This is a genomic window from Pantoea sp. S62, assembly GCF_016658625.1.
In the GTDB taxonomy this organism is placed as follows: Bacteria; Pseudomonadota; Gammaproteobacteria; order Enterobacterales; family Enterobacteriaceae; genus Pantoea; species Pantoea vagans.
Map to the genome: position 1 here is coordinate 140,310 of NZ_JACVVI010000003.1, position 26,937 is coordinate 167,246.

Sequence of the window (26,937 nt, forward strand, 5' to 3'; positions counted from 1 at the left end):
GATATGCTCGCCTCACTTCGCCGAAATGCTTATAATTTATTGTTTTTATTGACTTTAATAATCATATTCGGCTTAGCTATGTTGCTGGTACAAAAGTTGCAGGAGTCTCTCTATGCAGAAAGGAGAGCATTATGAAAGCAATCGTAATTGGTGGCGGTATTGGCGGAATGAGCAGCGCGATTGCGCTGGAGAAAGCCGGAATCGACGTTGAAGTCTTTGAAGCCGTTCAGGAGATGAAGCCTGTTGGCGCGGCCATTTCCATCTGGCCCAACGGCGTTAAATGCCTGAATGCGCTGGGAATGAAAACCGCGCTGCGTGAACTGGGCGGCAATATGGCCTATATGGCCTATCACGATGGCGCAACAGGTACACCCCTGACCCGCTTCAGCATGGCACCACTGGTGCAGCAGGTGGGCGAATATCCCTGTCCGGTAGCGCGGGCAGAACTGCAGGCGATGCTGATTGACACCTTCGGACGTGAACGGGTGCAGTTTGGCAAGCGCGTGATCCAGGTCGACCAGACTGAAAATGGCGTTATCGCAACCTTCTCTGATAACAGTCAGGCGCACGGCGATTTTCTGATTGCCGCCGATGGCACGCATTCCGTCGTCCGCGACTATGTGCTGGAAGAGAAGCTGGAACGACGTTATGCCGGTTACGTTAACTGGAACGGTCTGGTCACCATAGACGAACGCATTGCACCCGCCGATCAGTGGACCACTTTTGTCGGTGACGGCAAGCGAGTTTCACTGATGCCGGTCAGCGGCAATCGGTTCTACTTCTTCTTTGATGTACCGCTGCCGAAGGGACTGCCGCAGGATCGCAGCACCTTGAAAGCGGACTTAACTGGCTACTTCCAGGGCTGGGCGGAGCCGGTGCAGCAGTTGATTGCGGCAATTCATCCCGACACCACTAACCGGGTGGAGATCCACGACATCGAACCGTTCAGCCGCTTTGTCAAAGGGCGAGTAGCGCTGCTTGGCGATGCCGCCCACAGCACCACGCCCGATATTGGTCAGGGTGGCTGTGCGGCGATGGAAGATGCCGTGGTGCTGGCCGCGACGCTGGCTTCGCATTCGCTGGGCATCGAAGATGCCCTGCTGCGCTATCAGGCACGACGGGTTGAGCGGGTAAAAGATCTGGTGCTGAAAGCGCGTAAACGCTGTGATGTGACCCATGCGCGCGACCCGGCAGTTACGGCGGAGTGGTATCAGTCATTGAAAAACGAAACCGGTGAGCGGGTGCTGGCCGGAATGTGCGAAACCATTGAAGGCGGCCCGCTGGGCTAATCCAGGAAAACAGGGGCTGTCACCGCGACAGCCCTTTTATTATTAATCCGCCAGACCGCGATTTTTCAGCATCGGCTCCAGCTGAGGCGCTGTGCCCCGCCAGCTTTCATACAGCGCTTTGAGATCGCTGCTGTTGCCACGTGACAGAATCTTCTGCCGGAAGATTTCACCGTTCTCACGCGTCAGTCCGCCATGCTCCGCAAACCACTGATAGCCATCGTCGGCGAGCATCTGCGTCCAGATATAGGCGTAATACCCTGCGGCATAGCCTCCGCCCCAGATGTGCTGAAAATAGCTGGACCGATAGCGCGGTGGCACCGCCGTCAGCGCGATATTGTCGCTCTGCAACGCCTGCTGCTCAAACCCTTCCACGCTTTGCGGCGCGGCATCACGGTTAAGGCTGTGCCAGTGCAGGTCCAGCAGCGCGGCAGCCAGCAGCTCGCTCATCTCATAGCCTTTGTTGAATGTCGCGGCCCGGACGATCTTTTCATGCAGCTCAGCAGGCATTAATGCCTGAGTCTGATAGTGCCGGGCGTAGTTGCGGAACACCGCGGGCTCGCTGGCCCAGTGCTCATTGATCTGCGAAGGAAACTCAACGAAATCGCGCGGGGTTTCCGTGCCCGACAGGCTCGGGTAGCGCTGGCTGGCAAACAGGCCGTGCAGCGTGTGGCCGAACTCATGAAACATCGTGATAACGTCGTCCCAGCTCAGCAGCGCCGGTTCTCCGGCGGGCGGTTTGGTGTAGTTACAGACGTTGTAGATCACCGGTTTGCTGTCGAGCAGCGTTGACTGGTTGACGAAGTTACTCATCCAGGCACCGCCGCCTTTACTGTCGCGCTTGAAGAAGTCGGTATAAAACAGCGCCAGCGGCGTGTCGTCGGCATCGAAAATCTCATACACCTGCACGTCGGGATGATAAACCGGCAGATCCTGGCGCGGTGTAAAGCGGATGCCGTAGAGCTGCGTCGCCGCCCAGAAGACGCCATTCCGGAGCACCGAGTTCAGCTCAAAGTAAGGTTTAATCTGGCTCTCATCGAGATCGTAGCGGGCACGCCGTACCTGTTCGGCATAAAAACGCCAGTCCCATGCCTGCAGAGTAAAATCGCCCTGCTGCTTATCGATGGTCTGCTGAATGGCCGCCGCTTCACGTTCCGCACGGGCGCGCGCGGAAGGCACGATGTTGCGCATAAAGGCCAGCGCCGCATCGGGGGTTTTCGCCATCTGATCCTGCAGCTTCCACTCGGCATAGCTGGTAAAACCCAGCAGCCGGGCCTGCTCTGCCCTGACCTGCGCCAGCCGTAATACCAGCTCACGGGTATCGTTCTCATCGCCTTTTTCCGTGCGCGTCACGCCCGCTTTATACAGCGCTTCCCGGGTTGCGCGATCGGCCAGGCTCTGCAGCGCCGGTTGCTGCGTGGTGTTCTGCAACACCAGCAGCCAGCTTTTTTCCAGTCCGCGCGCCTGCGCTTCCGCCTGGGCCACTGCCAGGTCGGCCGGTGACAGTCCCGCCAGCTGTTGCAGATCATTAACGACCAGTCCGCCCGCTTTGGTGGCGGCCAGCAGTTTATTGGTGAAACGGGTACTGAGGCGCGCCGCTTCCTGATTCAGGGCTTTAAGCTGCTGCTTCTGTGCCTCCGGGAGATTGGCGCCCGCCAGCTGGAAGCGCTGCCAGATCACCTCAACCAGCCGTTTTGATTCGGCATCCAGTTTGGCGCGCTGCAGATAAACCGCATCGAGCCGTGAAAACAGCGGACGGTTCAGCATGATGTCGTCATTAAGCGCAGTAAGCTGCGGCGCAATCTCCTCATCTACCTGCTGCAGATAAGGGCTGGTATGGGCCGAGGTCATGGCGCTGAAGACCAGATTCACCCGATTGAGGAGCTGTCCGCTCTTCTCCAGCGCCTCAAAGGTGTTGAGAAAGGTGGGCGCTTCGCTGTTCAGGGCGATCGCCTCAACGTCCTGACGCTTCTCCTCAATGCCCGCCTGCAGCGCGGGCAGGAAATCCTGCTCCTCAATCTGGTCAAAGGGAGGCGCCTGGTAAGGCAGTGTGCTGACGCTAAAGAAGGGATTCTGACGGGCGTTCATGGTTCGCTCCTGATGGGCATCGCAAAGTCTTATCCTGACAGGTTGCCGCGAAAGCGCAACTCAGGCGATTTGCTGCTGATACACGCTGATGATTTCACCGGCAATGGCCACCGCAATCTCGGCGGGCAGCTTGCCTTTAACGTCCGGCAGGCCAATCGGACAGCGCAGGCGCGCCAGCGGCTCGCGGGCCACACCCTTGCCCGCCAGCCGGTAGCGGAAACGCTGATTTTTCGTCGCTGAACCGATGACGCCGGCATAGCGAAAGTCGCCGCGTTTCAGCACCGCTTCGCACAGTTCAAAGTCGAGCGGATGATGATGGGTCATAATGATGAAGTAGCTGCCCTCAGGCGCCTGGGCCACACAGTCAAGCGGGTCGTCCGGCTGCAGTGTGACCACGCCAGCCGGAACGTGGCTGAACTGATCCGGACGACTGTCGATCCAGTTTATGTGACAGGGTAACGTCGCCAGCAGATTCACCAGGGCCTGCCCGACGTGGCCCGCGCCAAACAGATAGATTTCCGGCTGCGCCTGAAGCAGCGGCTCAAACAGCAGCGTGGTTTTGCCGCCACAGCACTGTCCGAGCCGCGCACCGAGACTGTAATCCTCGGTGTGTGGCGCAGTGGCTCCACTTTGCAGCATCGCTCTGGCCTGAGCGATGCACGCAAACTCCAGATGACCGCCCCCGATCGTGAGAAAGCTCTCCTGCTGCGTGACAACCATTTTGCTGCCGCTGTCACGCGGCACTGAACCATGCTCACTGAGCACGGTAATTAATACGCAGCTCTGGCGTTTTTCACGCAGCTGATGCAGCACGCCGATCCAGTCATGATAGATCATCAATGGCTCCCGTCAGGCGCTGTACGCCCCAGAAGATCCGCTCCGGCGTAGCAGGCGCATCCAGCCCCGGGTGCTGATGGTAATCGTTAACGCTGGCGACCGCATCCTGCAGCGCGCACCAGGCGGCTATCCCTAACATAAACGGCGGTTCGCCCACGGCCTTGGAGTGGAACACCGTGTCTTTGGGATTTTTGCGGTTCTCCACCAGCGTCACCCGCAGATCAGCCGGGACATCGCTGATGGCTGGAATTTTATAGCTCGCCGGACCATCGGTCAGCAGTTGTCCTTTGTCACTCCACACCAGCTCTTCGCAGGTGAGCCAGCCTATGCCCTGGACAAAGCCCCCTTCAACCTGGCCGATGTCGATAGCCGGGTTCAGCGACGCCCCGACGTCATGCAGGATATCGGCACGCAGCAGGCGGGATTCGCCGGTTAAGGTATCGATCACCACCTCGCAGCAGGCAGCCCCAAATGCGTAGTAATAGAACGGCGTGCCGCGCCCGGCCAGCCGGTCATAATGAATGCCCGGCACGCGGTAGTAGCCGGTGGCGGAGAGCGGCACCTGATTGAGCCAGGCCAGCTTCGCTACCTCGGCAAAGGTGTAATGCTTTTCGCCAGCGCGCACCACGCCGTTACGGAAGCTCACCGCCGCCGCATCGCACTGATGCAACTTACAGAGCATGGCGGTCATGCGGTCGCGCAGGATTTCCGCGGCATTCTGCGCCGCTTTACCGTTGAGATCAGCGCCGCTGGAGGCCGCCGTCGGCGAGGTGTTGGGCACTTTGCCGGTGTCGGTGGGGGTGATCTGGATTTTATCGGTCTCAATCTGCAGCACTTCGGCGACAATCTGAATCACCTTGGTGTTGAGGCCCTGACCCATTTCGGTGCCGCCGTGGTTAAGCTGCACCGTGCCATCGGTGTAGATCAGGATCAGCGCGCCCGCCTGATTGAGGAAGCTGGAGGTAAAGGAGATGCCAAATTTCACCGGCGTCAGCGCCAGACCGCGTTTCAGCAGCGGACTGCGGGCGTTAAACGCTGTGATTTCCGCGCGGCGCGCCTGATAGTCGCTGCTCAGCTCCAGCTGTTCAGTGATCTCATCCAGCAGGTTGTCCTCTACCTGCTGGTGGTAATGGGTGATGTTGCGATCCTGCTTGCCGTAATAGTTGCGCTTGCGCAGCGCCAGCGGATCCAGTCCACGGTCTCGGGCGATATGATCCATGATCTGTTCAATCGCCACCATGCCCTGCGGCCCGCCAAAACCGCGATAGGCAGTGTTAGAGGCCGTGTTGGTGCGGCAGCGGTAGCCGGTTACCCGCGCATCGCCGAGATAATAGGCGTTATCGGCGTGGAACATAGCACGATCGACGATGGATCCGCTCAGATCCAGCGAATAGCCGCAGTTACCGGCCAGATCGATTTTGATGCCGCACAGACGCCCGTCCTCTTCCACGCCCGCGTCGTAGCGCACAAAGAACGGATGGCGTTTTCCGGTGACGCGCATATCGTCGCGGCGTGAGAGCCGCATCTTCGCCGCCCGGCCAGTCTGACGCGCCACGATAGCACAGAGACAGGCGACACCGGCTGCCTGCGTCTCTTTGCCACCAAATCCACCGCCCATCCGACGCATATCTATTGTTACCTGATTCAGGCTGATGCCCATCACTTCCGCCACCAGCTTCTGCACTTCAGTGGGGTTCTGAGTCGAGGAGAAAACCTGCAACTGCTGATCTTCGCCAGGAACGACCATCGCCGTCTGGGTTTCCAGATAGAAATGCTCCTGCCCGCCGATATGAAACGATCCGCTGACCCGATGCGGCGCACGCGCCAGTGCCGCGTCCACGTCACCGCGCTGATGGATGTGCGGTTCCTGCACAAAGCTGCCCTGCGCCAGCGCCTGCTCCACATCCAGCAGCGGTTCCAGCACCTCATACTCAATCACCGCCGCGGCTGCGCCAAGACGTGCAGCGTCCGGCGATTCCGCCGCCACAGCGATCACGATCTGCCCCAGATACTCCACCTTGTTATGGGCCAGCAGCGGATCGCCCGGCTCGAGCGGGCCAACATCATTAATGCCCGGCACATCCTGCCAGGTTAAGACGCTGACAACGCCAGGCACGGCATAACAGGGCTGCACATCTATGTGCAGGATGCGCGCATGTGCATGTTCACTCAGGCGCGGACAGAGGTGCAGCAGACCCGGCAGTTCCGGCTTGTCGTCGATAAAACGCGCCTCGCCGGAGACATGTTTTTCCGCGCTCTCATGACGGTGATTGCGACCCACGCCGCTCTGTAATTCCGCGGCATACTGCGCCTTAATCACCTCTTCGTTGAGTTCAGGACGGTTATGAGACATAGCGGGAGACCTCAAGACAGGTTATTTCGCCGTTATGGCGATGCCAGTAGCGGCGAAGCAGATTGCGTGCCACCTGAAGGCGGTAGTCACTGCTGGCGCGAAAATCAGAAAGCGGCTGGAAATCTTCAGCCAGCGCGGCGGCTGCCCGTGACACCGTCACGGCATTCAGCGGCTGACCGACCAGTGCCGCTTCACAGTGCCGGGCGCGCTGCGGTGTGGCTGCCATGCCGCCAAAGGCGATACGGGCGGAACTGACAATGCCCTGTTCCAATTGCAGGTTAAAGGCAGCGAACACGGCAGAGATATCATCATCCAGCCGCTTCGAGACTTTCCATGCCACAAAATCAGGTGACACCGTCACTTTATCGATACGAATGGCGCGGATAAACTCCCCTTTTTCCAGCTGCGTCTGGCGATAGCCGGTAAAGAACTGGTCAAGCGGCAGGCTGCGCTGCTGCTCTCCGCATTGCAGCAGCAAGCTGGCATTGAGGGCCAGCAGCACCGGCGAGGCGTCGCCTATCGGAGAGGCGTTACCAATGTTGCCGCCGAGTGTCCCCTGCAGGCGGATTTGCAGCGAAGCAAAACGCTGCAGCATCTCGCTGACGCCGGGAATGCGGCTGGCAAGAAACTCGCTGACCTGCTGCAGCGAGGCGCCCGCACCCAACAGGTAGTGGTCATCAAATTCGCTGCAGACTTTGAGCGCGGCAACCTGCTCCAGCGCAATCAGCAGCGGAATTTTTTTATGCTGCTGGGTGATCTGCAGGCTGAGATCGGTGCCACCGGCAATCAGCTTCGCGTCGGGATGCGCCTGATAGATTGCCGCCAGCTGGGACGGGGTTTTGGGCAGAAAGCAGCGATGCCCCTTATCGCCTATTTCCTGCATTCCCGGGGTGGCCAGCGCCTCGAGCCGCTGTACGGTGCTGGCAGCACTGTGATCGAACTGATCATTGACCGGCTGCGAGCAGAGCTGTTCTGCGGCTGCCATGATTGGCCGGTAGCCGGTGCAGCGGCAGAGGTTGCCCGCCAGCGCGGTTTCCGCCTGATGCCGATCCCAGCCCGCTGCCTTTTTTTGCAGGCTGAACAGCGACATCACAAAGCCTGGCGTACAGAACCCGCATTGTGAACCGTGGCAGTCAACCATCGCCTGCTGCGCCGGATGCAGTGCGCGACCGTGACGCAGATCCTCAACCGTGATCAGCTGCTTGCCCTGTAAGGCGGAGACCAGCGTCAGGCAGCTGTTGACCGTTTCATACTGCATCTCTCCCTCAACAGCTTTGCCCAGCGTGACGCTGCAGGCACCGCAGTCGCCGGAGGCACAGCCCTCTTTGGTGCCAGGGCGATGCTGACGGGTGCGCAGATAGTTAAGCACGGTGAGATTCGGGTCGAGCGCGTCTTCGCTGACCAGCTGATTGTTTAACAGAAACTGGATCATGCGGCTTGCTCCTGTGCATCGCGCTGCCAGACCGGACGACCGCCGACCCAGGTCTGGGCAATGTTGCGGTCGTCGCCCAGCGTCATTAACACGAACAGCTTTTCCCAGATATCTTTGCTGTTGCCGATGCGGAGTTGCTGCAGCGCAGAGACTGCCGGATCGAGCACCACAAAGTCCGCCTCTTTGCCGACGCTGAAATTACCGATTTCATGGTCGAGATCCAGCGCACGCGCCCCGCCCAGCGTGGCGTGATAAAAGGCTTCGGCGGCGCTGAGCCGGTAGTGCTGCAGCTGGCCCACCTTGTAGGCTTCGCCCAGTGTCTGCAGCATATTAAAAGTGGTGCCTGCGCCGACATCGGTGCCGATCCCCACTTTCACACCCTGCTGCCAGCTGCGTTTGATGTTAAACAGGCCGCTGCCGAGGAACAGGTTTGAGGTGGGACAGAAGGCAATGGAGGAATCGGTATCGTGCAGACACTGCCACTCCTGCTCTTCCAGATGCAGGCAGTGCGCAAAGACGCTGCGGCGACCGGTCAGCTGGTGATGATGATAAACATCCAGATAACCCTCGCGCTCCGGGAACAGTTCTTTCACCCAGGCAACCTCCTGCGGGTTTTCGCTGAGATGGGTGTGCAGCCAGGTATCCGGGAACGCCTGACGCAGCTGCTGCACTTTTTCCAGCAGCTGCGGGGATGAGGTCGGCGCAAAGCGCGGCGTCAGCGCATAATTCAGCCGTCCACGTTTGTGCCAGCGCTCAATCAGCGCCCGCGTCTGCTGGTAGCTCTGTTCCGGGGTTTCGATGAGATTGTCGGGCGCATTGCGATCCATCATCACTTTGCCGGCAATCAGCCGCATGTTCAGGGCTTCGGCGGCGCTGAACAGCGCGTCGACGGATTGCGGATGTACGGTGCCAAACACCAGCGCGCTGGTGGTGCCGTTGGAGAGCAGCTGATGCAGGAAAAAGGCGGACATCTTTGCCGCGTGATCCGGGCAGTGATACTGCGCTTCAACCGGGAAAGTGTAGTGATTCAGCCACTCCAGCAGCTGTTCGCCAAAGGCACCAATCATCTCCGTCTGCGGATAGTGAATATGGGTATCGACAAAGCCCGGCACAATCAGCTTGCCACGCAGATCGGTCACGGGATGACCTGCCAGCTTCGCCTCGCTGTTCTCCCAGCTATCCAGCCCAATTACGTGTCCGTCACGCAGCAGCAGCACGCCATCCTCCAGATAGCGAGCCTTTCCGGTCAAATCGTCGGGATGATTCACCACGCCAGTGAAGTCAAAGAAGCTGGCGCGTATCGCCGTATCGGTTGCTGATAGCATGGTATGTCCTTTCTGAAAGCGCGATTGATTATCTGCAGAGGAATCTCTATTAAAAACCCTGCAACCTGCGTGCCAGATCTGGAATGCAATAAAAACCTTAAATATCAGTATATTAATAAAAATAACAGGGTGTTGCGCAACAAAAGTGGCCTCCGGCAGCGTCGCAACCGTTTGCGGAGCCGATGCAAACGGTTGCGATGCGACATCGCGCAGACAGGTTAACCTGAGTATGGCCTGCCACCCGACAATCTGCCCTTTTACGGTGCAGGCTGCCCTGAAAAGGCGCAGCGGGATACCCGTTAAAATCCGTTTACAGGCCAGTCTGCTTTTCCACGCGCAGAAGCAGAAATGAAATGCTATGGTGAAGCCATCGACTCTGAAAATGGCATAAGGAACAGTGAGATGATTATTTTTGTCACCGGCGCGACCGCCGGTTTTGGTGAAAGCATCACCCGCCGCTTTATTGAGAACGGTCATAAAGTGATCGCCACTGGCCGACGCGCGGAACGTCTGAAAGCGCTGAAGGATGAGCTGGGCGACAGCCTCTATACCGTACAGCTGGATGTACGTAACCGTGCCGCTATTGAAGAGGCGGTGGCACAGTTACCGGCCGAATGGCGCAATATTGACGTACTGGTTAACAACGCCGGTCTGGCGCTGGGCATTGAGCCTGCGCACAAGGCTAACGTCGAAGACTGGGAAAATATGATCGACACCAACACTAAGGGGCTGGTCTATATGACCCGCGCCCTGCTGCCACAGATGGTGGAGCGGGATGTGGGTCATATCATCAATATCGGTTCCATTGCCGGCAGCTGGCCGTATGCCGGGGGCAACGTTTACGGAGCGACCAAAGCCTTTGTGCGTCAGTTCAGCCTGAACCTGCGTACCGATTTGCACGGCACCGCGCTGCGTGTGACCGACATTGAGCCGGGTCTGGTTGGTGGTACCGAATTTTCCAATGTGCGCTTTAAAGGCGATGATGACAAAGCCGGTCAGGTCTATGAGGGCGCTACCGCCCTGACGCCGGAAGATGTGACTGAAGCGGTCTGGTGGGTCGCCACACTGCCTAAGCATGTCAATATCAATAGCCTGGAAATGATGCCGGTCAGCCAGACGCTGGCGGGCCTGAAAGTGCATAAGCCGTAAGCCTCTGCCGCGCTAGCCACTACGGCTGGCGCTAGCCGCGTCCCCAGCCCAGCACGATGATCAGCATGCCGCTGAAGGCAATCAATGCACCGCTCCAGTCCCACGCACTTAACTTCACGCCATCCACTACGCGTAACCAGAGCAGTGCGGTCAACACATAGACACCCCCATAGGCGGCATAGACCCGTCCACTGGCGGCAGGATGCAGCGTCAGCAGCCAGACAAACAGCGCCAGACTCGCCGCGGCGGGCAGTAACAGCCACGCCGATCCGCCTTTTTTCAGCCATAGCCACGGCAGAAAGCAGCCGGTGATCTCCGCCAGCGCGGTAATAAAAAACAGCAAGGCGGTCTTAATCAGCACCCTTACCTCTCCTGAACGTAAACAAACGACTCACCGCTGGTGAGCAAAGAAACGGCGATGATATACTATGAGTACTCGCTGCAACAGCCGTCCCGGATGGCGATGTTTGCGTTAACTAAAGGAAATTGTGATGAAAAAAATGATCCCTGCCGTGCTGATGGTGCTGCTCTCCACAGCGGCGTTGACTGCCACTGCGAATACTAATCGTCTGATCATTGAAGATGGCAGTTCTGCGCTGAGCAATGAAGCAGCGCGTCAGGACAAAGAGCAATGGAATGACACGCGTATGCTGCGCAACAAAGTGAACACCCGCGTCGAAAAAGAGTTTGATAAAACCGATCGCGCCTTTGATACCCGCGACAAGTGCGAGCAGAGCCTCAATCTCAACGCGTACTGGGAACCTAACACCCTGCGTTGTCTGGACCGCCGTTCAGGTCGCCCGGTAGCGCCGTAAATTTGAGCTATAGTAATGACGGACGACTAACATAAGGAAGACGTGATGAAGCTACAGAGGGTTTTGTTAAGCGCGGCGTTATTTGCTCTGCCGCTGATGGCGCAGGCATCCTGCGAATCGGTAAAAGCCGATATCAGCCAGAAGATTATTCAGAACGGCGTACCTGAATCGGGTTTTAGTCTCGATATCGTTGCCAACGATCAGGTCGATCAGGCGGGCGGTCAGGTCGTTGGACATTGTGAAAACGACACACAAAAGATTGTTTACAAGCGTACAGGCCGTGACGATGAAGCCAGCGTCCCAGCCAGTGCCGGCAGTTCTCAGGACGCGCCAGCACAGTAGTGAGCACCAAACCAGGGCGACATCCTGTCGCCCTGCCCGTTATTCCGCCTGTTCCGGCCGCTGACGCGGCATCATCCATGCCACTCCCACCGCAAACAGAGCAATCACCAGGGCTACCACGAATACCCAATGCAGGGATGCGGCTATCGCTGCGACCATCTGCTGCAGGTTTTCCGGCTGTAACTGCTGGCGGCTGGGCTCGGACATAATCTGCTGCACCGGATCCTGCACCTGCGGCAGACGCCACTGCAGATTAAGATTCAGCACCGCCCCCATAATCGCCGTCCCTACCGCCGAACCCATCATCCGGCTGAACATAATAGAGGCGGTACAGATGCCCCGGATCTGGTAATCCGCCTGGTTCTGCACAGAGACCAGGAAGGTGGTGCTGGTCATCCCCATGCCGGTGCCGATCAAAAACGCCGTGAAGCCCGCCTGATAGAGGGAGCTGGCGGGCTGCAGGAACAGCAACAGGGCGCTGCCGGCGACCAGCAGCAGCGCGCCGAGCTGGGCAGTAAAGCGGTAGGAGGTGTGCAGCATCAATCTGCCACTCAGCGTGCTGGCCAGCGGCCAGCCAATCGACATCATTGCCAGCACACTGCCCGCCTGTAACGGTGAGCCGCCGCTGATCCCCTGAATCCAGGTGGGCAGAAACGCGCTGATGCCCATCATCGCCGCCCCGATAATCAGGTTACCCGCATTCCCTGCCACAATTAGCCGGCTGCGCCAGATCACCAGCGGAAACAACGGTGCCGCAGCACGCTGCTCGTGACGCTTGAGCTGCCAGCCCGCGAACAGAGAGAAAAGCAGGAACGGCACCAGCCAGAGGCCCAGCTGTTCCGCCTGCAACAGTGCAATCAACAGGGCCGTCACGCAAAGCATCAGCCAGCTACTGCCCGCCAGGTTCAGCGGCTGCGATAACTCCTCTTTCTGATGCGCCGGTAACCAGCGCGCCAGCATCAGCATACTGATCAGGCCAATCGGCAGATTGACCCAGAAAATCACCGACCAGCTAAAGTGCTGCACCAGCCAGGCGCCGGTCAGCGGCCCCACTATCGCCGCCACACCCCAGACACTGGAGAGCCAGCCCTGCACGCTGGCGCGTTCACGCGGCGAATAGATGTCGGCCACGATGGTGGAGCTGAGTGGCATGATGGCACCCGCGCCAAGGCCCTGAAAGGCCCGGAAAAGAATCAGCCAGGTCATGGTATGGGCAAAGCCACAAAGCATCGATCCCACCAGGAAAATCGAGGTGCCGACGAAAAACATCGTTTTGCGCCCCACCATATCCGCCAGCCGCCCATAGAGCGGCACGCTGACCGCCTGCGTCAGCAGATAGATGGAGAAGACCCAGCCAAACTGCGAAAAACCGCCAAGGTCAGCAATAATGGTCGGCATCGCGGTGGCCACAATCGTGACTTCAATGGCCGCCATAAACATCGCCAGCATGCAGGCGATTAAGATCCAGTGGCGATGTCCGGTATGGATTTGTGCGCTGTCAGTCATAGGGTTCCTTTTTTAATCTGCAAGGCTAGCTGAAAAACAGCCAGTGCAGTTTCCCACGCGTGCGCATTTTCTGCGCCATCTGTGACGGTGTAACATAAAGTCGATGAATTTTTTTTATTGTCGCATTAGCCCAGCGGCTACGCGGCTTTATCACGCTTTTAACCTGTTTCTATCTGCCTGATTTCGGGCTTAAAAGCTGGCTTGTACAAAAAAGGCCTGCTATAGCATTACACCATCTTATTCGGTATTCACTGAAAAAGAGTGGATAAACAGTCATTTTATCTACATTTTATCGCAGTTTCGGTATTGGGCGCGGCGGCAGTTTTTGCCGTACCTGTCGGGCTGTTTATGGTTGTTATAACAATTGAGATCGTTATCAGGGAGATTCTCCTATGCAAAATGCTTCACTGGCCCGACGCGCCGGTCTGGCACTGCTTGCAGTGGTCGCGGTGATCGCGGTGCTGATCTGGGGCTTAGGCTGGGATCAGCTGGTCGCACGTAAAGTCGATCTGCTTTATCTCGGGCAACAACACCTTTTCTTAGTTTTCTGGTCAATGCTGTTCGCCCTGCTGGTCGGTATTCCCAGCGGCATCCTGCTTAGTCGCCCGTTTGCGCGTCGCTGGGCCGAGTATGTGATGCAGATTTTCAATGTCGGTAACACCCTGCCACCGCTCGCGGTGCTGGCACTGGCGATGGTTATTATCGGCATTGGCGACCGTCCGGCGCTGATTGCGCTGTTTCTGGCGTCGCTGCTGCCCATCGTCCGCAATACCTTCTCGGGTCTGAGCGCGGTTCCTCCGTCGCTGATTGAGGCCGCCAACGGCATCGGCATGACCAAATGGCAACGTCTGCGTCAGGTTGAGCTGCCCAACGCGATGCCGGTGATCCTCTCTGGCGTGCGTATCGCCACCGCTATCAACGTTGGCACCGCGCCACTGGCCTTCCTGATTGGTGCCAGCAGTTTTGGCGAGCTGATCTTCCCGGGTATCTATCTGAATGACTTCCCGACCCTGATTCTGGGTGCCGTTGCGACTGCGCTGGTGGCACTGGTTCTGGATATGATGCTGGCCGCGCTGGGCCGCTTTCTGAGTCCGCACGCTGCGGCCTGACCACAAGGAGCTTTGCAATGCTAACGAAGTGGATTAAGAAAAGCGCTGTCGCGCTGACCGCGACGCTGCTGCTCAGCCAGACGGCACAGGCGGCTGCCCCGCTGGTAATGGCAACCAAGAGTTTTACCGAGCAGCATATCCTGTCAGCCATGACGGTACTCTGGCTGCAAAAGAAAGGTTTTGAGGTGGTCCCTAAACGCAATATCGCCACCACCATTGGCCGTAACGCGCTGCTGAATAAACAGATTGATATGGTCTGGGAGTATACCGGTACGTCACTGATTATCTTCAACCACATCAGCCAGCCGATGTCTTCACAGCAGGCGTATGAGACGGTGAAACAGCTGGACGGAAAACTGGGACTGGTCTGGCTGAACCCGGCGCCGATGAACAACACCTACGCCTTTGCCATGACTCAGGAGCGGGCCAAAAAAGAGGGCATCAATACGATGTCACAACTGGTCGCGAAAGTGGAACAGGTTCGTCAGTCTGACCCGGACCACAACTGGCGGCTGGGGCTGGACCTGGAGTTCGCGGGGCGTTCAGACGGCCTGAAACCGCTACAGAAGACTTACAACCTGGCGCTGGATCGCCCGCAGATCCGTCAGATGGACCCGGGTCTGGTTTATAACGCTATTCGTGACGAATTCGTGGATGCCGGTCTGATCTACACCACCGATGGCCGGGTTAAAGGCTTTAATCTGAAAGTGCTGGAGGATGATAAACACTTCTTCCCAAGCTATAACGTGACGCCGGTCGTACGTCAGGATGTGCTGGCGAGCCATCCAGGGCTGGATAGTGCCCTTAATCAGCTCTCTGCACAGATCACCAATGAGGCGATTACCGAGCTGAACAAGCGGGTCGATATCGACCATGAGTCACCGGAAAAAGTGGCACGTGATTTCCTTCAATCCAAAAACATGCTGTAAGGAGGCACTGTGGATACCCTTCACTACATCATGGATAACTGGAGCACCCTGCTCACCCTGAGCTGGCAGCACAGCTGGCTGGTGCTGGTTGCGGTCGGTCTGGCCATTGTGATTGGCGTGCCGCTGGGCATTCTGATCGTGCGCGTCAGATGGCTGGCTACACCGATTCTCGGTATCGCCACCGTAGTACTGACCATTCCGACTATTGCGCTGTTTGGTCTGATGATCCCGCTGTTTTCGCTGATCGGTCAGGGCATCGGCGCGCTGCCAGCGATTACCGCCGTGTTTCTCTACTCGCTGCTGCCGATTGTGCGCAACACGCATACCGCGCTGGAGAATCTGCCGGACGGTTTGCGTGAGGCCGGTCGCGGCATCGGCATGACCTTCTGGCAGCGTCTGCGCTGGGTTGAAATCCCGATGGCGCTGCCGGTGATTTTCGGCGGCATCCGAACCGCCGTGGTGATGAACGTTGGCGTGATGGCGATTGCCGCCGTGATTGGCGCGGGCGGTCTGGGCCAGCTGCTGCTGGATGGTATCAGCGGCAGTGATATTCGTATGCTAATTGCTGGCGCATTGATGATTTGTCTGCTGGCTATTTTTCTTGACTGGCTGCTGCACCGTTTGCAGCAGGCGCTGACTCCAAAGGGGATTCGATAATGATTACGCTGGAAAACCTGACGAAAACCTTTACTCAGAAAAACGGCACCACCAATAAAGCCGTCGATAACGTCAGCCTGCATGTGCCAGCCGGTGAGATGTGCGTGCTGCTGGGTCCATCGGGCTGCGGTAAAACCACCACGCTGAAGATGATTAACCGCCTTATTCCGGCCACCAGTGGCCGGATCCTGATTAATGGCGAAGACACCAGTACGCAGGACACAACCACCCTGCGCCGCAACATTGGCTATGTGATCCAGCAGATTGGTCTGTTTCCCAACATGACCATCGAGGAGAACATTACCGTCGTGCCGCGCATGCTGGGCTGGAATAAGAAGCAGTGTCATGAGCGCGCTACAGAGTTAATGAGCATGGTTGCGCTGGACCCTAAAAAGTTCCTGCACCGCTATCCGCGTGAGATGTCCGGCGGTCAGCAGCAGCGTATCGGCGTGATTCGTGCGCTGGCTGCGGATCCACCGGTATTGCTGATGGATGAGCCGTTCGGTGCTGTCGACCCAATTAACCGTGAAGTGATTCAGAACGAGTTTCTCGATATGCAGCGTCAGCTTAAGAAAACCGTAATGCTGGTGAGCCACGACATTGATGAGGCGCTGAAGCTCGGCGATCGCATCGCAGTATTTGGTCAGGGTAAAATCGTGCAGTGCGCCAGCCCGGATGAGTTGCTGGCTACCCCGGCCAATGAGTTTGTCGGCTCGTTTGTCGGTCAGGACCGCACCCTTAAGCGCCTGCTACTGGTGCAGGCGGGTGACGTGACCGATCAGCAGCCGACTATCACCGTGCGCCGCTCGACGCCGCTGGAAGAAGCCTTTGGCACCATGGATGACAACGATATGCGGTCGATTACTGTGGTCGATGAGGATGGCAAACCGCTGGGCTTCGTGAAGCGGCGTGAGGCGCGAAACGTCAGTGGCCGTTGTGAAGAGAAGCTGCACACCTTTAAGGTGACCGGTAAAGCCGAAGAGAACCTGCGTGTGGTGTTGTCGAAACTTTATGAGCACAACACGGTCTGGATGCCGATTGTCGATGAAGAGGGTCGCTACAGCGGGGAGATTTCGCAGGATTATATCGCGGATTACCTCAGCTCGGGTCGAACCCGTCGTCGTCTGAATCCATAGTCCAGTCAGACGAAAGGGCCGCCATGGCCCTTTCAATCGCAAAGAAACCCTAATCTGGGTGAAACTGACAGCAATACAAAAGCTTAATGCGCAGGGAACTGGGTCAGAAGAGGAAAGCGTCACGCCGCCCGGATAAAAACGCCGGGAGCGTTTTTGAACAACGCAACGCGTTGGCCCGGCTAAGGGCGCACCTCATAGATGAGGTGCGTAATCGCGCGGGTCGAGCAGTCAGGGATGACTCTTTTGCGTCTTTCCGATCTGACCCAGTTCCCTTCGCAGGCTCGCTCTTAAAGCGAATCAGTTTACTGGCTGCGTCGGACCATTCTTTCTGGTGCTTCAGGTAATGGCTCAGGGAGCATACGCCCTCCGCAAAGACGCAAAACCCGCCATCCCTGGCTCGCGATACTTTGCTACACGCGTATGCTCCCATCGCTTTAATTTCTGTGTTGTCTGTAAGAAATACATTGATCCTTCTGTGTTTCTAAACTTCCTGATTATCTGCTTTTAACTTCCAGTCAGCGTTTCCGCTTCAACCTCGTCCACCGCATGTGCCTCATCTGGCAGCACCAGATTGAGCACAATCGCCAGAATGCCGCCGGTCGTCACCGCGTGACCAAATAAATTGTTAATCAGCGGCGGGAACTGCTTCAGCACCTCCGGCACCGCTTCTACTCCCAGTCCAATCCCAAATGAGATCGCGACAATCAGCATCTCGCGGCGGCCCAGCGGTGTCTGCGTCATCACCCGGATACCGGCAGCGACTACACTGCCAAACATCACCACTGTCGCCCCGCCCAGCACGGGCGGCGGGATCTGCTGCAACAGCGACCCGACATAGGGAAAGAGCCCCAGCAGCGCCAGCATAATCCCCAGCAGCATACCGACATAACGACTGGCAACGCCGGTCATCTGGATCACGCCATTGTTCTGCGCAAACGTGGTGTTAGGAAAGGCAGAAAAGACCGCGGCCAGCACGCAGCTCAGGCCATCGGCAACAATGCCGCCCTGCAACCGCTGCTGAAAAGGTTTGCCGGTAATCGGCTGTTGTGAAATCAGGCAGTTAGCGGTGAGATCCCCGACCGCTTCAATCACCGCAATCACAGACACCAGCGCAATCGGCAGAAAAATGGTCCAGTCAAAGGCGAAACCAAACCGGAAGAAAGCAGGCAGCACCAGCCAGCTGCTCTCCGGCGCGGCCCTGAGTTGCAGATGACCAGTTAAGGCTGCTGCAATACATCCCACCGCAATGCCAGCCACCACCGCCACCAGTCGCGCCCAGCGGTTACGTGAGCGGTTCAGCGCCACAATCACCAGCAGCGTCAGTGCGCCCAGCGTCAGATTCCCCGGTGAGCCAAAATCTGTGGCGTTGTGACCACCCGCCCAGTCAGTAATGCTGACTTTAATCAGGCTGATGCCTATCAGGGTAATGACCGTACCGGTCACCACCGGCGTCAGTACTTTGCGCAGCGTGCCAACGCAGCGACTAATCAGAACCGGGATCAGCGCCGCGACCAGATTGCAGCCAAACAGCATCGCCATAATCTCTTCCGGCGAGCCGCCACGCCCTTTTACCATCAGGCCACCGGAGAGAATCACCCCCAGAAATGCAAAACTGGTTCCCTGCAGACAGATCATGCCCGCGCCAACGCCATAAAAACGTCGGGCCTGCATAAACGTGCCTAAACCGGAGACGAACAGCGACATGCTAATCAGATAAGGAATATAGGCCTGCAATCCCAGAACCGAGCCAATAATCAGCGGTGGTGTGATAATGCCCACCACGCTGGCCAGCAGATGTTGCAGCGCGGCGAAGAACGCCGGGACGGGGCCAATGCGGGCTTCAAGCCCATATAACAAACCTTTCTCGTGCGAATGCGACATGGTGGTGCTCCGGCTCTGTGTGATAAGCGGAGTTAATGCATTTTCTGCGCCATGACATCAGGGTTTCGCGACAGTCGATCCAGGTCTTTCAAATTTAAACAGAAATAGTTGCAGACAGTCCGGGATGAGCCTGAAACTTTAGGCTCACCCCGGACCCAGTTGATTTGTTTTGTTTCATAATCAGGCGATCTTTGCACTCACAGCGTGCAAAGCATCCTTTTCCAGCAGTGAAATATCGACCCAGGACGTGAGATCGCGCTGTTCAGCGCGTGGCAGATAAGGCAGTTCGCCCAGCAGTGGCGCAGCAATTTTTTCCTGCAGCACTTCAATAATGTCGCTGTATTGTGCCAGTCCCGGATTGATGCGATTCGCAACCCAGCCCACCAGTGGTAGTCCATCCCGCGCTATCGCCTCTGCCGTCAGCAGAGCATGACTGATACAACCCGACTGGATGCCGACCACCAGCACCACCGGAAGCTGTTGCTCAACGACCCAGCAGGAGAGCGGACGTCCGTCATTCATCAGGCTGCGCCAGCCGCCTGTGCCCTCAATAACCACGCGATCGGCCTGCTGCGTCAGGCTGGTTAATCCCCGGGTCAGCAATCCGTAATCGATAATCTGCCCCGGATGTGTGCAGATTTCCTCTTCCTGGAAAGCCAGCGGATTGATCGCCAGATAGGGTAAGTCGATAGATGACGAACTTTGCAGAACCTGTGCATCTTTGTTACGCAGGCCATCAGCGGTTTTAATGGCACAGCGCGCGACGGGCTTGTAGCCCACAGCCTTCTGTCCGGTCTGGATAAAACTTTGTAACAGCGCGCGGGACACCACCGTTTTGCCCACTGCGGTGTCGGTGCCGGTAACAAATAATCTGTTCACACAACTTCTCCTCTCGAACCGTTGCGGTTAATCGGTGATTAACCTTGCTGCGAAACGGTATTTTAAGGAATGAAGGATGAGAATGGATTGCGTTAGCGCAAGTTCAGGTCTGCTTAACCTTGCAACAGTTTCACTAACAGGTGCCCGTTGTAGAGTGCGTCCTTGATCAGCGCGGCACCGCCCAGCGTTCCAGGCTCGCTGAATTCAGTGGGTGCCAGCTGAATGCCGGCGCTGTAGGCAGGCAGTGACTGCTGCAGAATAGTGTTGCTTACCGCGGGAAACAGCACATCAGCGGCGGCATTAAGAGGAGAACCGATAAGAATATGTTGTGGATTGAAGATATTAACCATCATTGCCAGGATCCGCCCAACGTGATGCCCGACGCTGGCAATGGTGTCACGCGCCAGACGATCGCCCGACTGCGCGGCCGCACACAGTGACTGAAGCGTCAGCGGCTGGTTATTGAGCAGGCTGTCAGGCTGGGCAGGCAGTCGCTGCGCCGCCAGCGCCAGTAAACTGCCAGTGCTGGCTACCGTCTCCAGACAACCATGATTCCCGCAGTAACACTGCTGGCCATAAGGGTCAATCTGAGTATGGCCAATCTCGACCAGCGCCCGACCGCTCTTATGCAGCAGCTGACCGCCACTGATGACGCCAGCTCCCACAGTTTCATCAATCACAATCTGAATCACATCCTGGGCACCGCGCGAAGCACCAAACAGCGACTCCGCCAGCGTCCAGGCTGAAATGTCATGCTGTACAAACACCGGCAAGCCGGTTCGCGCCGCCAGCGCATCGCCCAGCGGCATATCGCGTACCTGATAACCCGGCAGCCGATGCACCACGCCTGACGCAGCGTTGATCAACCCCGGCAGCGTAATGGCGATGGCCGTGAGACGTTCCAGCTTCTTCTGATGGCGAATAAAGAAAGCATCGACCTGTTCAATCAACGAGGTCAGTAAGGGCTGAGCAGATTCATCGGGCAGCGGGAGACGCTCTTCTGCCAGCTCACGGCTGCTGAGATCGCGCAGCGTAAAGGTCATGGCACCGCGATGCAGACGAATCGCCAGATAGTGCCAGGCGTCGGTATCCAGTATCAGGCCAATCGCCGGACGGCCACGGCTGCCGGGATCCTGAAACTCGGTCTCCTGCACCAGATGCGCATCCAGCATCTCACGCACAATTTTGGTTATGCTGGCCGGAGCAAGCTGAGCACGGCGGGAAAGTTCGATACGCGAAATGGGACCGTAACGGTCAATTAATCGATATACGACACCTGCATTGGTCTGCTTGATCTGGTCAATGTGGCCAGGTTGACTGTCCGGATTCACAACCCTGCTCCCGGTTATTTTCGCGCTTCTAAATAAACATGCGCCATGGTGAGGCAGATCAGGCGACAGCGTCAAATATTTGATTAGAAATGTGATTTATCGCACAGATTGATGCTGTGTCGCGCTCGCTTCAGACCCGGTTTTCCCGCAGCAACGTCATCATATTCTCCATCTGTGCATTTATTTCGCGTCCGGCTGACCAGACCAGCCAGAGTTCTGAAATCGCATCCTCTTCCGTTAACGGCAGCCAGACCAGATCGGCCAGCCGCGCCCGGCGAAAAGAGGCGGGCAGAATGGAAACGCCTAAACCGGTTGCCACCAGCCCCAGGATGGTCATCGCTTCACCGACTTCCTGAGTAATGTAAGGCTTGATGTGGTAGCGGTGCAGCAGTGCCAGAATGTCGCTATAGAGCGCGGTTCCGCCCTGAGGATCGAAAAAGACAAAGGGTTCAGCCGCCAGCGCCGTCACAGAGATCTTTTCAGCCTCAGCCAGCGGATGCGCCTTGTGGACCACGGCATAGAGCGGCTCGCTCAGCAGCAGCTGATGACGCAGGTCGGCGGGCAGCGGCGTGTTGCGCATCACGCCGAGGTCGAGCCGTCCGTCATGTAACGGGGCCAGCTGCTGGCGGGTATTAATCTCCTGCATCTGAATATGCACCTGTGGCCAGCGCTGTCGGAACCGGAAGAGCGCATCAGAAACGACAGCGGTAAAGGGTGCCGACGAGGTAAAGCCGATACGCAGCTCTCCCTCTTCACCACGATGCAGCCGGGCAGCACGATCGGCGGCCTGCTCAACCTGCAGGATTATCGTGCGGGCATCACTCAGCAGTTGCTGTCCGGCAGCGGTAAGCTGCACGCTGCGGTTGGTGCGATTGAACAGCCTTGCGCCGGTCTCCGCTTCCAGCTGAATAATCTGCTGACTGAGCGGCGGCTGGGAAATATTCAGACGCCGGGCCGCCCGCCCGAAATGGAGCTCTTCCGCCACCGCAATGAAGTAGCGCAAATGACGCAGTTCGATATTCATATTTTAAACGTCTTATTTGAGATTATTAATATATTAGACAGCATAATGCCGCTTTCCTAAGCTGACGACAGGTTTTCTGACTAAGAGGAAGATGTGTGAGTCGCTCAATACAGGCAACAGTGGATGAGAAAGCGGTGACTGAACCGCAGGCGTCCGTTGCCGCAGCAGGTTATATCCGGCGGGGAACACCCGCTTTTATGCGCGTCACGCTGGCGCTTTTCTCTGCCGGGCTGGCGACCTTTGCCCTGCTCTACTGTGTGCAGCCTATTCTGCCGGTGCTGTCACAGCAGTTTGGTGTTTCTCCGGCGACCAGCAGTCTGTCGCTCTCAATCTCTACCGGCCTGATGGCGCTGGGCCTGCTGGTGACCGGGCCGCTCTCAGATGCCATCGGGCGAAAATCGGTGATGGTGACCGCTCTGATGCTGGCGGCCATTTGCACGCTGATCTCCGCCACCATGACCAGCTGGCACGGCATTCTGATTATGCGGGCGCTGATGGGACTGTCGCTCAGCGGTGTTGCGGCGGTCGGTATGACCTATCTGAGCGAGGAGATGGATGCGCGGGTCGTCGCCTTTTCGATGGGGTTATATATCAGCGGTAACTCCATTGGCGGGATGAGCGGGCGTCTGTTAAGCGGTGTCCTGACCGACCTCTTATCCTGGCGCATCGCCGTGGCGGTGATTGGCTGTTTTTCGCTGGCTTCAGCACTGATGTTCTGGAAAATCCTGCCTGCATCGCGTCATTTCCGCCCTATTACGCTGCGCCCGCGCAATCTGCTGATTAACTTCCGGCTGCACTGGCGCGATCCGGGCCTGCCCTGGCTGTTTGCCGAAGGTTTTCTGCTGATGGGTGCCTTTGTCACCCTGTTTAACTATATCGGCTACCGTTTACTGGATGCGCCCTGGCATCTCAGCCAGGCCGTGGTGGGTCTGTTGTCGGTGGTCTATCTCACCGGCTCCTGGAGTTCACCTAAAGCCGGTGCGCTGACCACCCGCCTGGGACGCGGGCCGGTGATGCTGGGCGCGACAGCCATCATGCTGCTGGGTCTGCTGGTCACTGCCTTCGACTCGCTCTGGCTGATTCTGCCCGGAATGATGCTGTTCACCGCCGGCTTTTTTGCCGCCCATGCGGTCGCCAGCGGCTGGATTGGTCCCCGTGCACGCCGGGCGCGTGGGCAGGCTTCGTCGCTCTATCTGTTCAGCTACTATGTGGGTTCCAGCGTGGCGGGCACGCTGGGCGGTCTGTTCTGGCATAATTTCGGCTGGAGTGGAATCACGCTGTTTATCAGCGTCCTGTTAATCCTGGCGCTGCTGGTTGCCTGGCGTCTGCATAGTAAAAGACTCTGACTGATTTTTCTCATGCCAGGCCCCGACCTCTCCGGCGGGTCTGGCTGCTTGTCACGCTGAACATTCCCTTCAGATCCATAACAAACAAAACGTGCTTTTCCCGCTATAATCCTTTTTATTGTAATAATTCATCTGCTTTGCCTTTTAACACGGCAACAAGGAACGCCTGTGGCTCTCTACTATTACGTTAATAAACAATCGGGATATAACGATAATCATGTTGTTCATGCCGCGGGCTGCCCCCATCTTCCCGACATGAATAACCGACTGTTTCTGGGCAGTTTTTATCATGTGAACGCCGCTATTCTGCAGGCAAAAAAATATTATGCGGGCGCCATCGGCTGCGAAAACTGCTGTCCGCTTAATCACAGCGACCCGCAGGCCAGTCAGCTCAGCGTGGCCCTGAAACATACTCCGCCATCGCGTTAATCGACTGGACAGCACGGAGGTAAAACGCTTTCCGCTGTGCTGTTCAATGACATTCTGCCTGAGGGCAAACCCCTGCTCTGAATGATGTCTGCACCGCTTCGCCCTCGATAACCTCAGGCTATCGCCCTGTCACAGGGCGATAATAAAAAATCAGCAATAAAAGGCATTTATAAGGTTTCGCTTCCCGCTTTATTCACTACAATGGTCAGTAATTTGTGACGCAGGTCACTTTCGCTGGATGTTTCTGCCACATCCGATTTCGCTGTACTGACTGACTTGACTCCTCATGCAACCAACAACTGTTTCACGTAAAACTGCCTGGCTACGCGTGGTATTGCTGGCCATCGCCGCATTTGTCTTCAATACCACCGAGTTCGTGCCGGTTGGCCTGTTATCTGATATCGCTGCTGACTTTTCAATGCAGACGGCTGATGTCGGGATCATGCTGACCATCTACGCCTGGGTCGTCGCGCTGCTTTCACTGCCGCTGATGCTGCTGACCCGCAATATTGAGCGACGGCTGCTGCTGGGCGTGCTGTTCCTGATATTTATCGTCAGCCACGTGCTTTCAACCGTCGCCTGGGATTTCCGGTCGCTGATGGTGTCGCGCGTCGGCATCGCTCTGTCTCATGCGGTGTTCTGGTCGATCACCGCCTCGCTGGCGATTCGTGTTGCCCCGGCGGGTAAGAAAACCCAGGCGCTGAGTATGCTGGCGACCGGTACCGCGCTGGCGATGGTGCTGGGCGTGCCGATTGGCCGCGTGGTGGGTCAGTATCTTGGCTGGCGCACCACTTTCGGCGCGATTGGTCTGTCGGCGCTGGTGCTGATGATCATGCTGGTACGTATTCTGCCGCGCCTGCCGAGTGAGCATACCGGCTCGCTGAGCAGTGTGCCGATGCTGTTTCGCCGTCCGGCGCTGGTCAGCATGTACCTGCTGGTGACGCTGGTGGTGACCGCGCATTACACCGCCTACAGCTATATCGAGCCATTTATGCAGACCGTCGCCCACTCCAGCGGCAATTTCACAACCCTGCTGCTGCTGCTGTTTGGTTCAGCGGGCATTGTCGGCAGCCTGCTCTTCAGTACGCTGGGTAACAAATTTCCTTCCGCCCTGCTGATTGCCGCCATTGCGCTGATCACCCTTTGCATGGGCCTGCTGATTTTTGCCGCCGTTCGCCCTGCCGCTATCTCCACGCTGTGCGTTGTCTGGGGAGTGGCGATGATGATGATCGGGCTGGGTATGCAGGTGCGGGTGCTCTCGCTGGCACCGGATGCCACGGATGTCGCGATGTCCCTGATGTCCGGCATCTACAATATTGGTATTGGCGCGGGCGCGCTGCTGGGTAATCAGGTCAGTCTCCATCTGAGCATGGCGGAAGTGGGGAACGTCGGCGGGATGATTGGTCTGGTGGCATTGCTGTGGTGTGTTTATATTTTCCGACGCTATCCGCAGTTACGCAGCAACGGATAATCAGCGCCGTACCAAATAAAAAAGGCTTCAGATAAGTGGGTTTATCTGAAGCCTGTTTATGATTATTTATAGCGCCTGTTACTTATAAAGAATGGCTGTGCCATGCAGGTTGTTGCTGCCAGAGGTCGAAGTGATGCGGAAAGACTTTGCGCCGACATCGCTGGCCTTCTCTGACAATTGCTGCTCCAGCGAGGTCAGATTCGTACTGCCCGTTGCGCTGATGACACCGATTTTTTGCTGATCCAACGGGGTGCTGCTCACCTGTTGGGCCGCCACGCTGGCAAAGGAGAGGCCACTTAGCACCGCCGCCGCCACCATCATATTGATACGTTTCATAACGAACCCCTTCTCACATTATCTGATGAACTGCCTGTTACTGATAGATCACAGCCGTGCCGTGCAGTTTGTTCTGACCGCTTGTTGAAGTGATGCGGAATGATTTCGCACCGGCTTCATCCGCTTTGGCACTCAGCTGTGCTTCAACAGAACTCAGGTTGGTGCCACCCAGTACTGAGATGGTGCCAACGGGCTGCTGATTAGCCGGTTCGCTGGTGACGAGATCAGCGGCAGATGCGCCAAAAGCCAGGGTAGTAAGCGCCAGTGCTGCCAGGGTGGTTTTGATGGTTTTCATAATATTCTCTCTGTCCGGTATTTGAATTCGGTGTGACTGAATTGGGTTGTCGCTATTTAGTTAACGACCGTTAACTAAATAATAGACCCCGATCTGGTTCGTCGTCAATATTTATTTAATGAACGTTATTTTATTCGCGAAGTGGCGTGATTATGGGCTTCCGCCCCTTTTATGACTTAACCATAGGGGCGGTAAAAATGCGCTGGCGCACAAAATGACAACGCTTGCGGCTGACATTTCCAGTGGGCCTTGCACATTTTTATAATGATCGGTAATTTAATAGGATGTTTTACTGTCTGTGAGGGTGTATGAGTCAGGTTCAGGATTGCGATGTAAAGAAATGCCGCGGCCGACCCAAAGTGTTCGATCGCGAAGCTGCGCTCGATAAAGCTCTGACCCTGTTCTGGACACACGGTTACGAGGGAACCTCTCTCGCCGATCTGGTTGCCGCCACTGGCGCAAAAGCGCCAACCCTCTACGCAGAGTTTGTGAATAAAGAGGGATTGTTTCGCGCAGCGATGGGGCGTTATGTAGAGAAGTTCAGCGCATGGCGTGAAGCAGCATTAGGCGATGATCAGTTACCGGTGGATCGGGCCATTGAGGCCTATTTCCGCTCTACTGCGGCCTGTTTTACCGAACGCGACTCTCCCGGCGGATGCTTCTTTATCTGTACCTCAACAGCCCTGTCGGCGGCTTCGGCAGAGATTGCCGCCATGCTGCAACAGCAGCATCAGTCGCAGGAGCATGTGCTGAGTGATTTTCTGCTGGCGCGCCAGCAGCGTGGCGAACTGAGTGCAGCAGTGAATATTCCTGCGCTATCACGTTATCTGGGTTGTATGTTGCAGGGTATGTCGGTACGGGCCCGTGAAGGCGCAGAGCGTGACGATCTTGAGGGTATTATTGATACGCTGATGGCCATGTGGCCAACGCTGACCGGCTTGTGTCAGGCCAGAGGCTAGAAAAACAGGGCGGCATTGCCGC

25 protein-coding genes are annotated in these 26,937 nt (G+C 57.1%); 12 read left to right on the plus strand and 13 right to left on the minus strand.

The window, feature by feature from the left end:
• The first annotated feature begins 131 nt into the window (after window positions 1–131).
• Entirely contained in the window at window positions 132–1,289 is a 1,158-nt protein-coding gene (gene hpxO, locus IBT54_RS05790) for an FAD-dependent urate hydroxylase HpxO (RefSeq protein ID WP_201251793.1), read from the plus strand.
• 42 nt (window positions 1,290–1,331) lie between these two features.
• On the opposite strand, the gene dcp is transcribed toward hpxO, so the two are convergent.
• The 5 genes from dcp to guaD are packed head-to-tail and all read right to left on the minus strand — an operon-like array spanning window position 1,332 to window position 9,321.
• Window positions 1,332–3,374 carry a peptidyl-dipeptidase Dcp gene (dcp, locus tag IBT54_RS05795; protein ID WP_201251794.1) on the minus strand — a complete coding sequence of 681 codons (2,043 nt, stop codon included), beginning with the start codon at window positions 3,372–3,374 and terminating at the stop codon, window positions 1,332–1,334.
• A 60-nt stretch (window positions 3,375–3,434) separates the two neighbouring features.
• Window positions 3,435–4,211, minus strand: a complete 777-nt coding sequence (gene xdhC, locus IBT54_RS05800) for a xanthine dehydrogenase accessory protein XdhC (protein ID WP_147789212.1) — start codon at window positions 4,209–4,211, stop codon at window positions 3,435–3,437.
• Window positions 4,198–6,564 carry a xanthine dehydrogenase molybdopterin binding subunit gene (gene xdhB, locus IBT54_RS05805; RefSeq protein ID WP_201251795.1) on the minus strand — a complete coding sequence of 789 codons (2,367 nt, stop codon included), beginning with the start codon at window positions 6,562–6,564 and terminating at the stop codon, window positions 4,198–4,200. The genes xdhC and xdhB overlap by 14 nt, the downstream gene beginning before the upstream one ends.
• Window positions 6,554–7,996 (minus strand): xanthine dehydrogenase small subunit, encoded by a 1,443-nt coding sequence (xdhA, locus tag IBT54_RS05810; RefSeq protein WP_201251796.1) that lies wholly within the window; start codon window positions 7,994–7,996, stop codon window positions 6,554–6,556. The genes xdhB and xdhA overlap by 11 nt, the downstream gene beginning before the upstream one ends.
• Window positions 7,993–9,321 carry a guanine deaminase gene (gene guaD / locus IBT54_RS05815; protein WP_013357901.1) on the minus strand — a complete coding sequence of 443 codons (1,329 nt, stop codon included), beginning with the start codon at window positions 9,319–9,321 and terminating at the stop codon, window positions 7,993–7,995. Before guaD ends, xdhA begins: the two co-directional genes overlap by 4 nt.
• Window positions 9,322–9,723: 402 nt before the next feature.
• On the opposite strand from guaD, the gene ydfG reads away from it, so the two are divergent.
• Window positions 9,724–10,470 (plus strand): bifunctional NADP-dependent 3-hydroxy acid dehydrogenase/3-hydroxypropionate dehydrogenase YdfG, encoded by a 747-nt coding sequence (gene ydfG, locus IBT54_RS05820; RefSeq protein WP_033733008.1) that lies wholly within the window; start codon window positions 9,724–9,726, stop codon window positions 10,468–10,470.
• 31 nt (window positions 10,471–10,501) lie between these two features.
• Here ydfG and IBT54_RS05825 read toward each other — a convergent pair whose 3' ends face one another.
• On the minus strand, window positions 10,502–10,828 hold the full coding sequence (locus IBT54_RS05825) for a YnfA family protein (RefSeq protein ID WP_041457218.1): 327 nt from the start codon (window positions 10,826–10,828) through the stop codon (window positions 10,502–10,504).
• A 133-nt stretch (window positions 10,829–10,961) separates the two neighbouring features.
• Here IBT54_RS05825 and IBT54_RS05830 point away from each other — a divergent pair, with 133 nt between their 5' ends.
• Together IBT54_RS05830 and IBT54_RS05835 are read left to right on the plus strand one after the other, a co-directional pair.
• On the plus strand, window positions 10,962–11,285 hold the full coding sequence (locus IBT54_RS05830; RefSeq protein WP_013357904.1) for a DUF1283 family protein: 324 nt from the start codon (window positions 10,962–10,964) through the stop codon (window positions 11,283–11,285).
• A 45-nt stretch (window positions 11,286–11,330) separates the two neighbouring features.
• Window positions 11,331–11,627, plus strand: a complete 297-nt coding sequence (locus IBT54_RS05835; protein WP_013357905.1) for a DUF1161 domain-containing protein — start codon at window positions 11,331–11,333, stop codon at window positions 11,625–11,627.
• A gap of 39 nt (window positions 11,628–11,666) precedes the next feature.
• Here the strand turns inward: IBT54_RS05835 and IBT54_RS05840 are convergent, their stop codons facing one another.
• Window positions 11,667–13,133, minus strand: a complete 1,467-nt coding sequence (locus tag IBT54_RS05840; protein ID WP_107319747.1) for an MDR family MFS transporter — start codon at window positions 13,131–13,133, stop codon at window positions 11,667–11,669.
• Between the two features lie 392 nt (window positions 13,134–13,525).
• Between IBT54_RS05840 and IBT54_RS05845 the strand changes: the two genes are divergently transcribed.
• From IBT54_RS05845 to osmV, 4 genes are read left to right on the plus strand one after another with little or no spacing between them, the layout of a single operon-like run.
• Window positions 13,526–14,242 (plus strand): ABC transporter permease, encoded by a 717-nt coding sequence (locus IBT54_RS05845; protein WP_013357908.1) that lies wholly within the window; start codon window positions 13,526–13,528, stop codon window positions 14,240–14,242.
• A gap of 17 nt (window positions 14,243–14,259) precedes the next feature.
• Entirely contained in the window at window positions 14,260–15,171 is a 912-nt protein-coding gene (locus IBT54_RS05850; RefSeq protein ID WP_013357909.1) for a glycine betaine ABC transporter substrate-binding protein, read from the plus strand.
• A 9-nt stretch (window positions 15,172–15,180) separates the two neighbouring features.
• Window positions 15,181–15,828 carry an osmoprotectant ABC transporter permease OsmW gene (osmW, locus tag IBT54_RS05855; protein ID WP_010244802.1) on the plus strand — a complete coding sequence of 216 codons (648 nt, stop codon included), beginning with the start codon at window positions 15,181–15,183 and terminating at the stop codon, window positions 15,826–15,828.
• Window positions 15,828–16,964, plus strand: coding sequence for an osmoprotectant ABC transporter ATP-binding protein OsmV (osmV, locus tag IBT54_RS05860; protein WP_095707175.1), 1,137 nt, complete (start codon window positions 15,828–15,830; stop codon window positions 16,962–16,964). The genes osmW and osmV overlap by 1 nt, the downstream gene beginning before the upstream one ends.
• Before the next feature lie 504 nt (window positions 16,965–17,468).
• On the opposite strand, the gene IBT54_RS05865 is transcribed toward osmV, so the two are convergent.
• From IBT54_RS05865 to IBT54_RS05880, 4 genes are all read right to left on the minus strand, one after another.
• Window positions 17,469–18,845: a nucleobase:cation symporter-2 family protein gene (locus IBT54_RS05865; RefSeq protein ID WP_201251797.1), complete on the minus strand. Its 1,377-nt coding sequence runs from the start codon at window positions 18,843–18,845 to the stop codon at window positions 17,469–17,471.
• 180 nt (window positions 18,846–19,025) lie between these two features.
• Complete coding sequence (bioD, locus tag IBT54_RS05870) at window positions 19,026–19,724, minus strand: dethiobiotin synthase (protein WP_013357912.1); 699 nt, start codon at window positions 19,722–19,724, stop codon at window positions 19,026–19,028.
• 113 nt (window positions 19,725–19,837) lie between these two features.
• A complete protein-coding gene (locus IBT54_RS05875) occupies window positions 19,838–21,055 on the minus strand; it encodes an ROK family transcriptional regulator (RefSeq protein ID WP_013357913.1) in 1,218 nt (405 codons plus the stop codon).
• A 130-nt stretch (window positions 21,056–21,185) separates the two neighbouring features.
• Window positions 21,186–22,079, minus strand: a complete 894-nt coding sequence (locus tag IBT54_RS05880; RefSeq protein WP_013357914.1) for a LysR family transcriptional regulator — start codon at window positions 22,077–22,079, stop codon at window positions 21,186–21,188.
• A 95-nt stretch (window positions 22,080–22,174) separates the two neighbouring features.
• On the opposite strand from IBT54_RS05880, the gene IBT54_RS05885 reads away from it, so the two are divergent.
• The 3 genes from IBT54_RS05885 to IBT54_RS05895 all read left to right on the plus strand — a co-directional run bounded on the left by IBT54_RS05885 (window position 22,175) and on the right by IBT54_RS05895 (window position 25,325).
• Complete coding sequence (locus tag IBT54_RS05885; protein WP_201251798.1) at window positions 22,175–23,425, plus strand: MFS transporter; 1,251 nt, start codon at window positions 22,175–22,177, stop codon at window positions 23,423–23,425.
• A gap of 168 nt (window positions 23,426–23,593) precedes the next feature.
• Window positions 23,594–23,854, plus strand: coding sequence for a hypothetical protein (locus IBT54_RS05890; RefSeq protein ID WP_095707169.1), 261 nt, complete (start codon window positions 23,594–23,596; stop codon window positions 23,852–23,854).
• A gap of 286 nt (window positions 23,855–24,140) precedes the next feature.
• Window positions 24,141–25,325, plus strand: coding sequence for a sugar transporter (locus tag IBT54_RS05895; protein ID WP_013357917.1), 1,185 nt, complete (start codon window positions 24,141–24,143; stop codon window positions 25,323–25,325).
• Between the two features lie 78 nt (window positions 25,326–25,403).
• On the opposite strand, the gene IBT54_RS05900 is transcribed toward IBT54_RS05895, so the two are convergent.
• Complete coding sequence (locus IBT54_RS05900; RefSeq protein WP_013357918.1) at window positions 25,404–25,661, minus strand: YdgH/BhsA/McbA-like domain containing protein; 258 nt, start codon at window positions 25,659–25,661, stop codon at window positions 25,404–25,406.
• Window positions 25,662–25,698: 37 nt separating this feature from the next.
• On the minus strand, window positions 25,699–25,956 hold the full coding sequence (locus IBT54_RS05905; RefSeq protein ID WP_013357919.1) for a DUF1471 domain-containing protein: 258 nt from the start codon (window positions 25,954–25,956) through the stop codon (window positions 25,699–25,701).
• Window positions 25,957–26,264: 308 nt separating this feature from the next.
• On the opposite strand from IBT54_RS05905, the gene IBT54_RS05910 reads away from it, so the two are divergent.
• Window positions 26,265–26,915 carry a TetR/AcrR family transcriptional regulator gene (locus tag IBT54_RS05910; RefSeq protein ID WP_147789204.1) on the plus strand — a complete coding sequence of 217 codons (651 nt, stop codon included), beginning with the start codon at window positions 26,265–26,267 and terminating at the stop codon, window positions 26,913–26,915.
• The last annotated feature ends 22 nt before the right edge of the window (window positions 26,916–26,937 follow it).